The organism is Pseudomonas sp. Z18(2022), from assembly GCF_036346535.1.
GTDB classification, from domain to species: Bacteria; Pseudomonadota; Gammaproteobacteria; order Pseudomonadales; family Pseudomonadaceae; genus Aquipseudomonas; species Aquipseudomonas yamanorum_A.
Genome location: NZ_JAOTOA010000012.1, coordinates 65,781 through 80,908, shown reverse-complemented (window position 1 = coordinate 80,908; position 15,128 = coordinate 65,781). Strand labels below are relative to the sequence as shown.

The 15,128-nt window shown below is 61.4% G+C and carries 13 protein-coding genes and 1 pseudogene; 6 read left to right on the top strand and 8 right to left on the bottom strand.

Going from position 1 to position 15,128, the window contains the following annotated elements:
• Nucleotides 1–34: 34 nt before the first annotated feature.
• The 4 genes from V3W39_RS21875 to gap all read right to left on the bottom strand — a co-directional run bounded on the left by V3W39_RS21875 (nt 35) and on the right by gap (nt 5,476).
• Nucleotides 35–2,614, bottom strand: coding sequence for a TonB-dependent receptor (locus V3W39_RS21875; protein WP_330213333.1), 2,580 nt, complete (start codon nt 2,612–2,614; stop codon nt 35–37).
• A gap of 118 nt (nt 2,615–2,732) precedes the next feature.
• The gene (locus tag V3W39_RS21870; protein WP_177045944.1) at nt 2,733–3,701 is read right to left on the bottom strand and encodes a FecR family protein; all 969 of its coding nucleotides are present in this window, start codon (nt 3,699–3,701) and stop codon (nt 2,733–2,735) included.
• Nucleotides 3,702–3,762: 61 nt separating this feature from the next.
• Nucleotides 3,763–4,281 (bottom strand): RNA polymerase sigma factor, encoded by a 519-nt coding sequence (locus V3W39_RS21865; protein WP_177045946.1) that lies wholly within the window; start codon nt 4,279–4,281, stop codon nt 3,763–3,765.
• Between the two features lie 193 nt (nt 4,282–4,474).
• Nucleotides 4,475–5,476 (bottom strand): type I glyceraldehyde-3-phosphate dehydrogenase, encoded by a 1,002-nt coding sequence (gene gap, locus V3W39_RS21860; protein WP_003214117.1) that lies wholly within the window; start codon nt 5,474–5,476, stop codon nt 4,475–4,477.
• Nucleotides 5,477–5,697: 221 nt separating this feature from the next.
• Between gap and edd the strand changes: the two genes are divergently transcribed.
• The 4 genes from edd (at nt 5,698) to V3W39_RS21840 (ending at nt 10,809) form a co-directional block, all read left to right on the top strand.
• Nucleotides 5,698–7,524, top strand: a complete 1,827-nt coding sequence (edd, locus tag V3W39_RS21855; RefSeq protein WP_177045954.1) for a phosphogluconate dehydratase — start codon at nt 5,698–5,700, stop codon at nt 7,522–7,524.
• Complete coding sequence (locus V3W39_RS21850; protein ID WP_177045955.1) at nt 7,521–8,477, top strand: glucokinase; 957 nt, start codon at nt 7,521–7,523, stop codon at nt 8,475–8,477. The genes edd and V3W39_RS21850 overlap by 4 nt, the downstream gene beginning before the upstream one ends.
• Before the next feature lie 141 nt (nt 8,478–8,618).
• Nucleotides 8,619–9,350 (top strand): response regulator, encoded by a 732-nt coding sequence (locus V3W39_RS21845; RefSeq protein ID WP_010169994.1) that lies wholly within the window; start codon nt 8,619–8,621, stop codon nt 9,348–9,350.
• Nucleotides 9,340–10,809, top strand: coding sequence for an ATP-binding protein (locus tag V3W39_RS21840; protein ID WP_177045957.1), 1,470 nt, complete (start codon nt 9,340–9,342; stop codon nt 10,807–10,809). The genes V3W39_RS21845 and V3W39_RS21840 overlap by 11 nt, the downstream gene beginning before the upstream one ends.
• Nucleotides 10,810–10,944: 135 nt before the next feature.
• On the opposite strand, the gene V3W39_RS21835 is transcribed toward V3W39_RS21840, so the two are convergent.
• A complete protein-coding gene (locus V3W39_RS21835) occupies nt 10,945–11,874 on the bottom strand; it encodes an AraC family transcriptional regulator (protein ID WP_177045959.1) in 930 nt (309 codons plus the stop codon).
• Between the two features lie 327 nt (nt 11,875–12,201).
• Between V3W39_RS21835 and V3W39_RS21830 the strand changes: the two genes are divergently transcribed.
• Both V3W39_RS21830 and V3W39_RS21825 read left to right on the top strand, forming a co-directional pair.
• On the top strand, nt 12,202–12,543 hold the full coding sequence (locus V3W39_RS21830; protein ID WP_330213332.1) for an antibiotic biosynthesis monooxygenase family protein: 342 nt from the start codon (nt 12,202–12,204) through the stop codon (nt 12,541–12,543).
• A 43-nt stretch (nt 12,544–12,586) separates the two neighbouring features.
• Nucleotides 12,587–12,832 carry a hypothetical protein gene (locus V3W39_RS21825; protein WP_177045963.1) on the top strand — a complete coding sequence of 82 codons (246 nt, stop codon included), beginning with the start codon at nt 12,587–12,589 and terminating at the stop codon, nt 12,830–12,832.
• On the opposite strand, the pseudogene V3W39_RS21820 reads toward V3W39_RS21825, so the two are convergent.
• The 3 genes and pseudogenes from V3W39_RS21820 to V3W39_RS21810 all read right to left on the bottom strand — a co-directional run.
• Nucleotides 12,828–12,905, bottom strand: a pseudogene (locus V3W39_RS21820) (outer membrane lipoprotein carrier protein LolA); the annotation flags it as partial. The gene V3W39_RS21825 and the pseudogene V3W39_RS21820 overlap by 5 nt on opposite strands.
• 17 nt (nt 12,906–12,922) lie before the next feature.
• Complete coding sequence (locus tag V3W39_RS21815; protein WP_330213331.1) at nt 12,923–13,540, bottom strand: flavin reductase family protein; 618 nt, start codon at nt 13,538–13,540, stop codon at nt 12,923–12,925.
• A gap of 123 nt (nt 13,541–13,663) precedes the next feature.
• Complete coding sequence (locus V3W39_RS21810; protein WP_177045967.1) at nt 13,664–14,983, bottom strand: MFS transporter; 1,320 nt, start codon at nt 14,981–14,983, stop codon at nt 13,664–13,666.
• Nucleotides 14,984–15,128: the final 145 nt, after the last annotated feature.

Sequence of the window (15,128 nt, the reverse complement as noted above, 5' to 3'; positions counted from 1 at the left end):
CAGATAAATTTCCGGCGGGGTGAGGCTCCATTGATCAGATGTCCCAGATCAGGTTGATCGCAAAATTGCGGCCTGGCTGGGTCAGGCGGTCCAGGTTGGCCGGGCCGGTCACGCCGGCTTCGCCCACGCTGTCGTAGCTGCGCACGTCATCCCAGTTCCAGTATTTCTTGTCGGTCAGGTTGTACAGGCCACCGTTGATAGTCACGTCGTTGGTGACCTTGTAGAAACCGGTCAGGTCGACGATCCCGAAGCCCGGGGTCTTGAACGGGCCGTTGGCGCTGTTGCCGTCGGGGGCGAAGAAGGTGGTGCTGTCGACGCGGTCCTGTTTCTTGACCAGGGTCCAGCTGACCAGGGCGCCGTAGTTCTGCTGGTCGTAACCCAGGCCGAACACGCCCTTGAGCGGGTTGACGCTGTTCAGCGGCTCGCCGTTGTCGTCATTGCGCCCGTAGGTGTAGGCAACGGAGCCTTGGGTGTACAGACCCTGCGGTGCGCCAAACACGTCGAGGTTCAAGCGGCCCTTGGCTTCCACGCCCTTGATGGTGGCGTGCTTGATGTTGTTGGCTTCGAACTGCTGGACGGTGCCGCCGGCGACCGAGGCGTCTTCATCGATGAAATCACGGTACTTGTTGTAGTACACCGCCACGTCAAACGAGCCCGAGTCGAAGTTGCCGCGAATCCCGGTTTCGACACCGCGGCTGCTTTCCGGCTTGAGGTCCGGGTTGGGTTCCACGGTGTAGCCCTGTTGCAGGTTTTCAAAGCGGCCATACAAGGCCTTGGCCGACGGCGTGCGATAACCTTCGGCGTATTGGCCGAACCAGGTGTATTGCTCGGTCAACGCGTAAGTGATGCCGAACTTGGGCGTTACACGGTGCCAGTTCTTTTCCGAATCGCTGTGGTCGTAGATGCGTGTCGGGTCGACGGTATTGAGGAATTCCTGGGTCAGCTTGGGTTTGAGCTGGATGTAGTCGTAGCGCACGCTGGGCAGGAAGGTCCACTTGTCCCAGGCGATCTGGTCCTGGGCAAACAAGGCGTAGGAGTTGATGGTCGGGTCGGGGAAGTCGCTGGCTTTTTTCACGCTGTCGCTGGCCGACGGGCTTGGTGCGCCGATGGCCGTGCAGCCGCCGCCGACCGCCAGGCAGGTCGCGGCGCCTTCACGGGAGCCGGTGACTTTCTGCTGCTTGAGGGTGGTGCCGTAGGTCACGACATGATTGGTTTCGCCGATGCTGAAAGCCTTGTCCAGTTGCGCGTCGAATACCCACTGTTTCTCTTCGTACAGGGTCTCGCGGGTGCGCAACACCTTGCGCGATGGCTGGTAGATTTCGGCAGTGGTCTGGTCGGTCTTGGCGATCTGGTAGTTGAGGCTGGTCTTGATGTGATCGGCAATCGGCGAGTCGAGGGCGAACTTGTTTTCGATGCCAAAACGTTCACGGGTGATGGTGTCGTTGCCTGTACGGCTGCGGTAATAGTTAAAGCCCCGGCCACCGACGAACGGGCCACCCACTGCGTTTTTCAGGTTGGTGTCGCGATCGTCCTTGAACTTCTCGTAGGTCAGGCCCAGGCGGTTCTCGTCACCGTAGTTCCAGCCCAGTTTGGCCAGCACGTTGGTGGTGCGCGCATCTTCCGGGTTGGCGCCGGTACGCGCGAGGCCGGTGGCGTTGTTGCCATCGTAGGATTCCATCTCGTGGCCGTTGCGCTGGCTCAGGTGCAGCAAGCCGTCGAAGTCCTGCACGCGGCCGGCGACGGTGCCGGAGGTCAGCCAGCTCTCGTCGGCGGAGCTGTAGCCGGTCTTCAGGCGTGCACCAAAATCCTGGCCGGGCTTGATGATGTCGTCCGGGTCGAGGGTGAAGTAGCTCACCGCACCACCGATGGCGCTGCTGCCGTACAAGGCCGAGGCCGGGCCGCGCAGGATCTCCACGCGCTTGACGATTTCCGGGTCGACGTAGTTGCGGCGGGTCTTGGCGTACGGACCGTTGAAGAAGTTGTCCGGAACTTCGACGCCGTCCACCTGGGTGAGGATGCGGTCGCCGTCGATGCCGCGAATGTTGTAGCCGGCATTGCCGGAGCGGGTACCGGCACCGCCCACCGACACGCCTGGCTCATAGCGCACCAGTTCGCGGATGGTGTTGACGTTCTGGCGGTCCAGCTCCTCGCGGTCATGCACGGTCACGGTGCTGGGCACGCTGTCCACGGCCTGTTCCTGGCGGGTGGCGCTGATGGTCATTTGTTGCAGGGTGATGGCGCCGGCGGCGGCGCGTTTTTCCAGCACGATATTGTTGTTGCTCAGTTTGCGATAGCCCAGGTTGGTCCCCACCAACAGCCGGTCCAGGGCTTTATCTGCCGGCAACGAGCCACGTACGCCAGGGGATGACACACCCTGGCCCAACTCGGCGGGCAGGCCGATTTGCCAGCCGGTCACGGCGGTGAAGGCGTTCAGCGCCGAGACCAGGGATTGTTGCTCGATGCTGAAGCTGTAATTGCCCTGGCTGCGGGTGGCAGGCTCTGCGGCACTGGCGACCATCACGGGCGCACCGGCCATCAGGATGGCGGCGGTCAGCAGCGACAAGCCGTGGCGGCGGACGGGCGAAGAGGACCGGCGGTTGAAACGAGAGGACATCGAGAGCGCTCCGGAAGGTACGAATCTTATAGTTGCGACACTGAATCAAATAGGAATCAGTTGCATTGGCTATAACGAGACGTACCGCCTTGGGCTATCGAGTAAAAATAATTCTCATTTAGTTCAGGATCACCAGCGCCGGGTATTCCGAGAGCTTGGCCGAGGTGATGTGGGCCAGGGAGCGCACCACGTCCAGCGGCTGGTCGAGGCGGTAATTGCCGGTGACGGCGACGCTGGCGAGCTTGTCGTTGTTGTTGACGATCCATCCGGGGTAGTAGCGGCGTAACTCGGCCAGTACTTCGCTCATCGGGCAGTTTTCGAAAATCAGCCGGCCGTCGATCCAGGCCAGGTCTTTGGTGGCATCGAGTTTGGCGGGTTGGCCGAAGCCCTTGGGCCCGATGCGGATACTTTCACCGGCGCTCAGGCGCACCCGTGCGTCGTCAAAGGTGTTGCTCAGGTCCACATCGCCGCGTTGCACCTGAACCTGGGCTTCACCGTTCAGGTAGCGCACGGCAAAGGCGGTGTCGCGCACACTGGCGCGTACCGGGCCGGCGTCGATTTCCAGGGGCAGGCCACGGCTGGGCAGCACCTCGAAAAACGCTTCACCCTGATACAGGCGGGCGATGCGCTGGTGGTCCTTGATGCTGCTGGAGAACGCGGAATTGGTGTTAAGCAGGACTTTGGAGCCGTCGTCCAGTTGCAGGCGCTGGCGCTCGCCCACCACGGTCAGGTGGTCGGCCTGCAGGCGCATTGGCAGGTTACTGAAGCTGAACAGGCCCAGCAGCAACACTGCGGCGGTGGCCAGGGGCTTCCAATGGGGTTTGATGCGGCGCCAGGCGCCGGGTTTGCGTGGCGCATTCAGGGCGACGGCCGCGCTGTGCACGGGCGCGCCGCCCCAGGCGGTCTGGGCCTTGATGAAGGCTTCGGCGTGCAGCGGGTCGCTGGCGAGCCAGGCTTCAAACTCGGCCTGCTGCCCGGGTTGCGGGCACTGCAAGGCGATCAGCCAGTCGAGGGCTTGGTCCATAGCCGTGTCTTGCAACACCTCATGAGCCAGCTCATGGGGGTGCAGTTTATTCGGATCCGTCACGGTGTTCCTCGGGTCTTCGCCACGTTTTAATCAATAGTCCTACAGACTGTGCCGACAAAGCTTAAGGGCGATCCAGTCTTTCGGCCACACCTATGCAGATGGCCATGATCAATTTCAGTTCCTTTTGTACGGTGCTCAGGGACACATCGAGCTTGTCGGCGATTTCCTGATAGCTGCAACCGTGCAGGCGGCTGAGGATAAATATCTGCTGCTGGCGGGCGCTCAACTGGCCGAGGCTGACACTGAGTTGTTCCAGCAACTGCTCGGCCTGGATCGTGTCTTCGGGGGTGCTGACGGGGGAGGCGACGCTTTGCAGGATGTCCATCGGGACGTCTTCCTGCAGGGTGCGGGCCTGGATCCTGCGGGCACGCAGGTGGTCCAGCGCGAGGTTGCGCGCCGTCTGGTACACGAAGGGTTCAAGGTGGTCGATCGGCCGTTCGCTCAAGGCCCGGGTGACGCGCAGGTAGGTTTCCTGCAGCAGGTCCTCGGCGGTGCTGTGGTTATTCACCATCCGCTGCAAGGTGCGCAGCAGAATCACACGCTGAGTGAGGAAGACTTGGTTGAAGCGAGATTGGCTCACAGTGATACCAGACCGATTTGCAGCAAATGATAATGCTTATCATCAACGCAAATGGCAAGTGGCACATTGAGATGCGATGAAGATCCCTGTGGGAGCCGGGCTTGCCCGCGATGCAGGCAACTCGGTCTTTCAGTCAGGCCGAGGTGATGCAATCGCAGGCAAGCCAGCTCCCACAGGGGATATCAATGCCAAGTTATTCGGCGTTGCAGAGCGCCAGGCAGTTATCCAGCATACGGTTCGAGAAGCCCCACTCGTTGTCGTACCAGGCCAGCACTTTCAGCAGTTTGCCGCTGACCTTGGTGTGATTGGCGTCGAAGATCGACGAAAGCGGGTTATGGTTGAAGTCACTGGAAACCAGCGGCAGGGTGTTGTAGCCGAGGATTTTCGAGTGCTGGCTGGCTTCTTTCAGCAGCGCGTTGACTTGCTCGGCGCTGGCTTCTTTTTTCAGTTGCACGGTGAGGTCCACCAGCGACACGTTGATCACCGGCACACGCACGGCCATGCCGGTCAGTTTGCCTGCCAGTTCCGGCAGCACCAGGCCCACGGCTTCGGCGGCGCCGGTCTTGCTCGGGATCATGTTCTGGGTGGCCGAGCGCGCGCGGTACGGGTCGGTGTGGTAGACGTCGGTCAGGTTCTGGTCGTTGGTGTAGGCGTGGATGGTGGTCATCAAGCCGCTTTCGATGCCCAGCTCGCGGTGCAGCACCTGGGCCACTGGCGCCAGGCAGTTGGTGGTGCAGGAAGCGTTGGAGATGATCTGGTGGGATTGACGCAAAATGTCATGGTTTACCCCGTACACCACGGTGGCATCGGCGCCCTTGGCCGGGGCCGAGATGATCACCTTGCGCGCGCCGGCGGTAATATGGGCGGCGGCCTTGTCACGGTCGGTGAACAGACCGGTGCATTCAAAGACCACGTCCACCTTGTGTGCAGCCCACGGCAGGTCGGCCGGGTTGCGAATGGCACTCACGGCAATCCGGTCACCATTGACGGTCAGGCTTTCCTGATCGTGGGCGACCTCTGCATCGAAAGTGCCGTGGACGGTGTCGTATTTAAGCAGGTGGGCATTGATCGAGCTGTCGCCAAGATCGTTGATGGCGACGATCTGCAAATCCTGACGGTAGCCTTGGGTATAAAGTGCGCGCAGGACATTACGGCCAATACGGCCAAAACCATTGATAGCGATACGTAGAGTCATTGGAAGGTGCCTGTCGTCGATTTGTTGTAAGAATTACAAGATTATTCGCATAAAAATAGAAAACAAGCCTTTTTAGTGGCAATATTTTGTTCAATCAACAACGAGTGACCTGAATCAACTGGTCCGATTGGTCAAGCAACACCCTGCCAACCTCTTCGCGGCGGGCGTTTGACCAGCATAGGAACGAGGGTCGCCACATCCGTTAGCCTGGAGTTCTATACATGCATCCCCGCGTTCTTGAGGTCACCGAACGGCTTATCGCCCGTAGCCGTGCAACCCGTGAGGCCTACCTTGCGCTCATTCGCGGCGCTGCCAGCGACGGCCCGATGCGCGGCAAGCTGCAATGCGCCAACTTTGCCCACGGCGTGGCCGGTTGCGGCACCGAAGACAAAAACAGCCTGCGCATGATGAACGCCGCCAACGTGGCAATTGTTTCGTCATATAACGACATGCTCTCGGCCCACCAGCCGTACGAACATTTCCCCGAGCAAATCAAAAAAGCCCTGCGTGAAGTCGGCTCCGTTGGCCAGTTCGCCGGCGGCACCCCCGCCATGTGCGATGGCGTGACCCAGGGCGAGCCGGGCATGGAGCTCAGCCTGCTGAGCCGCGAAGTGATTGCGATGTCGACGGCGGTAGCGCTGTCCCACAACATGTTCGACGCCGCGCTGATGCTGGGCATCTGCGACAAGATCGTCCCCGGCCTGATGATGGGCGCCCTGCGCTACGGCCACCTGCCGATGATCTTCGTCCCGGGCGGCCCGATGCCGTCGGGGATCTCCAACAAACAGAAAGCCGACGTACGCCAGCGCTATGCCGAAGGCAAGGCCACCCGCGAAGAGCTGCTGGAATCGGAGATGAAGTCCTATCACAGCCCGGGCACCTGCACCTTCTACGGCACCGCCAACACCAACCAGCTGTTGATGGAAGTGATGGGCCTGCACTTGCCGGGTGCTTCGTTCGTCAACCCGTACACGCCGCTGCGTGACGCCCTGACCCGCGAAGCCGCGCACCAGGTCACGCGCCTGACCAAGGCCAACGGCAACTTCACGCCGATCGGCGAGATCGTCGACGAAAAATCCATCGTCAACTCCATCATCGCCCTCAATGCCACCGGCGGCTCCACCAACCACACCCTGCACATGCCGGCCATCGCCATGTCGGCGGGCATCATCCTGACCTGGGATGACATGGCTGACCTCTCCGAGGTGGTGCCGACCCTGTCCCACGTGTATCCAAACGGCAAGGCCGACATCAACCACTTCCAGGCGGCGGGCGGCATGTCGTTCCTGATCCGCGAGCTGCTGGAAGCCGGCCTGCTGCACAATGACGTCAACACCGTGGCGGGTCATGGCCTGAGCCGCTACACCCAGGAACCGTTCCTGGTGGACGGCGAGCTGGTATGGCGTGAAGGCCCGATCGAAAGCCTCGACGAAACCATCCTGCGCCCCGTGGCCCGTGCGTTTTCCCCGGAAGGCGGTCTTCGCGTGATGGAAGGCAACCTTGGCCGTGGTGTGATGAAAGTCTCCGCCGTGGCCCTTGAGCATCAGATCGTCGAAGCGCCGGCCGTGGTGTTCCAGGACCAGCAAGACCTGGCCGATGCATTCAAGGCCGGCCAGTTGGAAAAAGACTTCGTCGCCGTGATGCGCTTCCAGGGCCCGCGCTCCAACGGCATGCCGGAATTGCACAAGATGACCCCGTTCCTCGGCGTGCTGCAGGACCGTGGCTTCAAGGTTGCCCTGGTAACAGACGGGCGTATGTCCGGCGCCTCGGGTAAGATCCCTGCCGCGATTCATGTCAACCCTGAAGCCCAGAGCGGCGGGCCACTGGCACGCGTGCGCGATGGCGATATCATTCGCGTGGATGGCGTCAAAGGCACCTTGGAGCTTAAGGTGGACGCCGAAGAATTTGCAGCGCGTGCGCCTGCCACGGGCCTCCTGGGCAATAACGTGGGGGCCGGTCGCGAGCTGTTTGCGTTTATGCGTTTGGCCGCAAGCTCCGCAGAGCAGGGCGCCAGCGCCTTTACCTCTGCCTTGGAGACACTTAAGTGAAGCTTGCGCTGGTCGGTGACATCGGTGGTACCAACGCCCGTTTTGCGTTGTGGCGGGATCAGGAGCTGCATTCGATCCGCGTCCACGCGACGGCGGATCATGCCAGCCCGGAAGAGGCAATCCAGGTCTATCTCAAGGAAGAAGGCCTGGCCATCGGCTCGATTGGCGCGGTGTGCCTGTCGGTCGCAGGGCCAGTGAGTGGAGATGAATTTAAATTCACCAACAATCACTGGCGCCTGAGCAAGACTGCTTTCTGCAAGACCTTGCAGGTGGATGAGCTGCTGCTGGTGAATGATTTCTCGGCCATGGCCCTGGGCATGACCCGCCTCAAACCCGACGAATTCCGTGTGGTGTGCGAAGGCACGCCGGAGCCCTTGCGCCCGGCCGTGGTGATCGGCCCGGGCACTGGCCTGGGTGTGGGCACCTTGCTCGACCTCGGCCATGGCCGTTGGGCCGCATTGCCGGGGGAGGGCGGCCATGTCGACCTGCCGGTGAGCAGCCCGCGCGAAGCCCAGCTGTGGCAGCACATCTACACTGAGATCGGCCATGTCAGCGCGGAAACCGCCTTGAGTGGTGGCGGTTTGCCCAGGTTGTACCGGGCGATCTGCGCGGTGGACGGCCATGAGGCGGTACTGGAAACCCCCGAGGCCATCACTGCCGCTGGCCTGGCGGGCGACCCGATTGCCCTGGAAGTACTGGACCAGTTCAGCATCTGGCTGGGCCGCGTGGCCGGTAACAACGTGCTGACCACCGGCGGTCGTGGCGGGGTGTACATCGTGGGCGGCGTGATCCCGCGTTTTGCCGATTTCTTTATCAAGAGTGGTTTTGCCAAGAGTTTTTGCGACAAAGGCTGCATGAGCGACTACTTCAAAGGCATTCCGGTGTGGCTGGTGACGGCACCGTATTCCGGTTTGACCGGGGCAGGTGTAGCGCTTGAGCAGGCATTTGCGTAGGCAGTGATGGCGCCATTGCAGGCAAGTCAGCTCCCACAGGGGAATGCATTCCAAATGTGGGAGCTGACTTGCCTGCGATGAGGCCCTCCATAACAACGAATTATTAAGCCCGTCCCATCCCTAACAACAAGGACGAACCCCGTGAGCGTTATCAGTAAATCCATTCTCCTGGTCGACGACGACCAGGAAATCCGCGAGTTGCTGCAAACCTACCTCAGCCGCGCCGGTTTCCAGGTGCGTGGCGTGCCGGATGGTGCGGGGTTCCGCCAGGCGATGAACGAAGCGCCCTGCGACCTGGTGATCCTTGATGTGATGCTGCCGGACGAAGACGGTTTCAGCCTTTGCCGCTGGATCCGCCAGCACCCGCGCCAGGCCCAGGTGCCGATCATCATGCTCACCGCCAGTTCCGACGAGGCCGACCGCGTGATCGGCCTGGAGCTGGGCGCCGACGATTACATCGGCAAACCTTTCAGCCCCCGCGAGTTGCAGGCGCGGGTCAAGGCCTTGTTGCGCCGTGCCCAGTTTGGCCAGGAGCGCAGTGGTGGCGAGGTGCTGGTATTTGGCGAGTGGCGCCTGGACATGGTCAGCCACCGGCTGTTCCACGTCGACGGCGAGGAAGTGATCCTCTCCGGTGCCGACTTTGCCCTGCTCAAACTGTTTCTCGACCATCCCCAGCAAATCCTCGACCGCGACACCATCGGCAACGCCACCCGTGGCCGCGACCTGATGCCCCTGGACCGGATTGTCGACATGGCCGTCAGCCGCTTGCGCCAGCGCCTGCGCGACACCGAAAAACCACCCCGGCTGATCCGCACCGTGCGCGGCAGTGGCTATCAATTGGCAGCCAGCGTGGTTGCCGGCAATGCCCACTGAGCGCCTGCGTGAACTGCGCCGGCGGATCCCGGTACCGCGCTCGCTGCTGGGGCGGATGTTACTGCTGACCCTGTTGGCGGTGCTGTTTGCCCAGACGTTGTCCAGCGTGATCTGGGTATCGCAACTGCGTGCCACCCAGCTCGAAGGCCTGGTGACGGCTGCCCGCAGCCTGGCGCATTCGATGACCGCCAGCGTCAGTTATTTCCGCTCCTTGCCGGTGGCGTTTCGGCCCTTGGTGCTGGACCAGTTGCGCAGCATGGGCGGTACGCGGTTTGTCGTGACCCTTAATGACAAGCCCCTGGACATGGCCGTGTTGCCGCAAACCCCGCGCAAGCAGGCGGTGCTCGGTGCGGTCGAAGAAGTGTTGCGCCAGACCCTGGGCAGCGACGTGCATGTCTCGGTGGAATTCGTCAGCGCCGAAGACCTGCGCATCTTCAACGCCGGCTTGAAACTCGATGAACTGCCGCGTTCCTGGGCGCATTACGCGCTGACCCTTGAGCCGGTCAATCCGCCGGTGCTGGTGACCCAGATCCAGCTGGCCCAGGGCGAATGGCTGTACATCGCGTCCTTGTTGCCCGAACCCTACACCAGCCTTGAAGAACAAGGCCTGCCGTCCCAGCAGGTGTGGTTCATCGTGCTCACCAGCGGCTTCCTGCTGCTGTTTATCGGCCTGCTGGTGCACTGGCAGAGCCGGCCGCTCAAGCGCCTGGCACGGGCCGCGCGGGACATGTCCCTGGGCGCCGACGTGGAGCCGGTGGCCGAAGGCGGCGGCAGCGAAGTGGTGGAAGTGGGTCGTGCGTTCAATGCGATGCGCGAACGCATCAGCCGTTACCTGACCGAACGCAGCCAACTGTTCAGCGCGATTTCCCACGACTTGCGCACACCCATCACGCGCTTGCGGTTGCGGGTGGAGTTGCTGGAAGACGAGAACCTGCAAACCAAATTCGGTCGCGACCTGGATGAGCTGGAGTTGCTGGTCAAGGGCGCGTTGCAGTGTGTGAAAGACACGGACATCCACGAGAACATCGAACCGGTGGACCTCAACCACGTGCTCGACTGCCTGGTTGAGCCGTACCTGGCGCCCAACGGCAACGGCCGCGTGACCCAGCATGGCCGTGCGCTCACCACCTATCCGGGCAAGCCGCTGGCGCTCAAGCGCTGCATCGGCAACCTGATCGACAACGCCTTGAAGTACGGGCAGAACGCCCATTTGCATATCGAAGACGATGGCGCGGAATTCATCCTCCATGTAGACGATGAAGGCCCGGGTGTGCCGGAGCAGCGTTTGGAGCAAGTCTTCGAGCCGCACTTCCGTTTGGCCGGGCAGCAGCAGGGCTATGGGCTGGGGCTGGGCATTGCCCGCAACATTGCCCACAGCCACGGGGGAGAAGTGAGTTTGCAGAATCTGCGCGAGGGTGGGTTGCGGGTGACCTTGCAGTTGCCCCGCAGCCTCGATTAAACGTGCAACGCGATTCACTGTAGGAGCTGGCTTGCCTGCGATGGCGGCCTGCCAGATACAGACTCATTGCCTGACCCGCCGCTATCGCAGGCAAGCCAGCTCCCACATTTGATCTGTGCTGTTTTCAGGATTGGGCTAGACGCTCTGGCGCAGCCGGGCCAGATCGCGCAACGGCGGCGCGCCAAACAGCCGGCTGTATTCGCGGCTGAACTGCGAGGCGCTTTCATAGCCCACCCGATAGCCCGCCGCCGAGGCTTCCAGGCCTTCGGCGATCATCAGCCGCCGAGCCTCCTGCAAGCGCAACTGCTTCTGATACTGCAACGGGCTCATGGCGGTCATCGCCTTGAAGCGGTGGTGCAAGGTCGAGACGCTGAGGTTCACTTCCTTGGCCAGGTCATCAATGCGCAAGGGCTGTTCGTAGTTGCCGTTCAACCAGGTGATCGCCTGGCTGACCCGATGGCTCTGACTGTTGGCGACGGCGATTTCATACAGCCGATAACCCTGTGGGCCACGCAACAGGCGATAGAGAATTTCGCGATTGATCAACGGCGCCAGCATCGCGATGTCTTTCGGTGTGTCCAGCAAGCGCGTCAGGCGCAACACGGCGTCGAGCAACTGGTTGTCCAGGCGGTCGACATACATCCCCCGGGACGTCGGGCGAGTAGGCACACCCATGGGGCCGGCCTCGGCAATCAGCGCGGTGATTTGCGCCGGGTCGATGTTGACCCGAATCGACAGGTTGGGGTCTTCCGGCGTGGCATCGAGGATACGCCCGGCCACCGGCATCGACACCGAGAACACCAGGTAATTGAGCGGGTCGTAGGCGAAGACCTCATCCGCCAGGCGCACTTCCTTGCTGCCCTGGGCGAGAATGCACAGTGCAGGCTCCACCAGGACCGGCATGAAATCCCGTGGGGTGTTGTGGCGGTTGAGGTACAGCGAAGTGATCGCCGTGCCGTAGGAACCATCCTCCCAGGTATGCCGGCGCACGATGCCGGCGAGTTCTGCGCGCTGCTTTTCCATATCGGCGTCGAGGGGTGTGGAGCGAAGTTCTGGCGACGACATGGGACATCCTCGGGTGCTTTTGACGATGGGCACAGCTTAAAGGCGGCTTTGCAAAAAGCGGTACTTCGATTCTGCACAATCCTTGCCTGATCCTGCGAAAATTCGTGAATCAGGCAAGCCGGAGGCTGTCATGCCCCTGAAATACGGCAGTCATGCCGGGAATAAAATCCGCAGGCCGATTGCTATATCTACGCATCTCGCAGGATTGTGCAATAAGCCGGCAGGAATCGACTAACCGCATACGCACCTGCGCCCGTATCTTTGATCCTGTGGCAACACGCCCTCACAGTGCTTGCCGAGCATCACTTCTCAACGGGAGAGTCGAACATGTCCACCCCCATTCCCGCGAGCCATATGGCCTTTATCCGTGCCCGTACCGGGTGCAGCACCGAACTGGGTGCACGCTTGAGCAGTTTGATCGAACCGGGCCGTCAGGCTCCAGGTTGCCTGCAATTCTCGTTGCAGCACTCCCTGGCCGACCCGGATGTGTGGTTGGTGTCGGGCTTCTGGAGCAGCCAGCAGGCGATGAGCGCCTACTTCAGCTCGCCGGCGCTGATGGTCTTCACCGAGTTGTTGAATGACATGGTAGTGCGCAGCATGGACTTCCAGACCTTTACCGACGCTTCGGCCGTCAACGCCTATGGCGAGTACCTGCAACTGGCGGGCTAGTGCTTTAGAATGGCCGCCTTTCCCATTGGCCAGGACCTGCAACATGGCACGTAAAGAGTTTGCCCACCACGAAGCCGTTTCCGCCTTGGTGCGTGAAGATGAGGGTGGCTATAGCGCCGCCATCGCCGTCAAGGCGCTGGATGGCATGGGCGCACCGCGCTTTCACAAGATCCTCGATGGACAAACCTTCAAGACTGCCGATGACGCTGATGATGCGGCTGCCCGGCAACTGGAGCGCCTGGTCGATGTTGACGAAGAAGGCCAGTTGACCTGGGCGGCGGTCGTGTAGGAGCGAGCTTGCTCGCGAAAAACCGGAGAGCGCCGTTGGGTGTCAGGCTCCCCGCGTTATCGTTAACGACCATCGCGAGCAAGCTTGCTCCTACGGTCGGTACATCTTGAACACGGCCTCTGGCCCCAACTGAAAATAATCCGCCGGGCCGCCTCCACGCAGGATCGGCTCGGCGGCAGCGGTGTCGTACACCCCGTCTTTCAGCAGCCATTTGGCGATATGCACCGCAACCACCTCGCCAAGCACCAGCCAGCTTGGCACCAGCTCCTTGTCGGCGCGCTGCAGCTGAATGATCTGCGTCACCTTGCACTCGAACGACACCGGGCTCTCACCCACGCGAGGCACGGCGATCACCTTCGACGCCACCGGCGTCAAGCCGGCCAATTCAAACTCGTTGACCTCGGGCGATACCGGCGCGCAACTCTGGTTCATCTGCTCGGCCAGCGGGCGGGTGGCCAGGTTCCACACGAATTCGCCGGTCTGTTCGATATTGTTCAGGCTGTCTTTGCGCCCGACACTGGAAAACCCAATGATCGGCGGAATGTAGTTGAAGGCGTTGAAGAAACTGTAGGGCGCGAGGTTCAGGCGGCCCTGACTGTCGTGGGACGAAATCCAGCCAATCGGGCGCGGGCCGACAATCGCATTGAACGGGTCATGGGGCAGGCCGTGGCCGTTGGCGGGTTCGTAGAAATGGATATCGTCGGACATGGCCGGGGTTCCTGCTGCGCGGTTCGGGGGAGGGCATCATAGTGCACTGAGGCGAAGTCTTAGCCAATGAAAAGGGGCCGTGTCATCTACTGACACGGCCCCTTTTTTACACCTGCAGAACCCTTAGTCCGTGGTAATCCGCGAATGCTTGCGGGTGTCCTTCATGGTCACATACACCAACAGCGACACTGCAATACACGCAGTGACGTACCAGTAGTAGCCGGTTTCCATGCCAATGCTCTTGAACCACAGCGCGATGTATTCAGCGGTGCCGCCGAAGATCGACACGGTCAGTGCATACGGCAGGCCAACGCCCAGGGCGCGGATTTCGGTAGGGAACAGCTCAGCCTTCACCACCGCGTTGATCGAGGTGTAGCCACTGACGATGATCAGCGCCGCCATGATCAGGAAGAACGCGCCCCACCAGGTCTGGATGGTGTGCAGGGTGGTGAGGATCGGCACGGTGAACAGGGTGCCGAGGACGCCGAAGGCAATCAGGATCGGCCGACGGCCAACCTTGTCCGACAGCCCGCCGATGATGGGTTGCAGGCACATGAACAGAAACAGCGTCGCCGCCGAAATAGTGGTGGAGTCGGAGATGCTCATGCCGACCGTGTTCACCAGGTATTTCTGCATGTAGGTGGTGTAGGTGTAGAACGCCAGGGTGCCGCCCATGGTCAGGCCGACCACGGTCATCAGTTCCTTGGGGTGGCGCATCAAGGTGCGCATGGCGCTTTCCTTGGCCTTTTCTTTCTTGGTGAACGACTCGGTCTCTTCCATGCCGCGACGCAGGTACAGCGCCACTACCGCGCACAGCGCGCCGATGGCAAACGGGATACGCCAGCCCCAGTCGTACAGCTGCTCGGTGGTGAGGGTCTGTTGCAGGACGATTAGCACGCCAAGGGCGATGAGCTGGCCAGAGATCAGGGTTACGTACTGGAAGCTGGAGTAGAAACCCCGACGTTCCTTGGTCGCCATTTCGCTGAGGTAAGTGGCGGAGGTACCGTATTCGCCCCCGACCGACAGGCCCTGCAGCAAGCGGGCAAACACCAGCAGGATCGGTGCGCCGATGCCGATGGCTTCATAGCCCGGGCTCAGGGCAATCAGCAGCGAGCCGAAGCACATCAGGTACACCGAGGCCATCAAGGCTTTTTTGCGGCCAACCTTGTCGGCGTACAGGCCCATCAGCCAGCCACCGATCGGGCGCATCAGGAAACCCACGGCGAAGATCGCGGCGGTGTTCAGGAGTTGGGCGGTGGTGTCGCCTTTCGGGAAAAAGGTCTTGGCGAAGTACAGCGAGAATGCGGCGTAGACGTACCAGTCGTACCACTCGACCATGTTGCCGACCGATCCGCTGAAGATCGACTTGATCCGGCTGGAGGTGGTGCGTGCTTTTGCCGGCGCAGCCGCCGACCCCAGAGGCAGGGAGTTGGAGTTATCCATTTAAGGATCCTTCATCTAATTGTTTTTGTGGAGCGCGCGCTAGCGCAGCCTGGTCGGGGCTATAGCAGGAGCTGTGCCAAACAGGTGAAGGCCCGGTCTAGAAGGGTTTGCGGAAATTTTTGAGCGGAAAGTTGCTGATGAATCA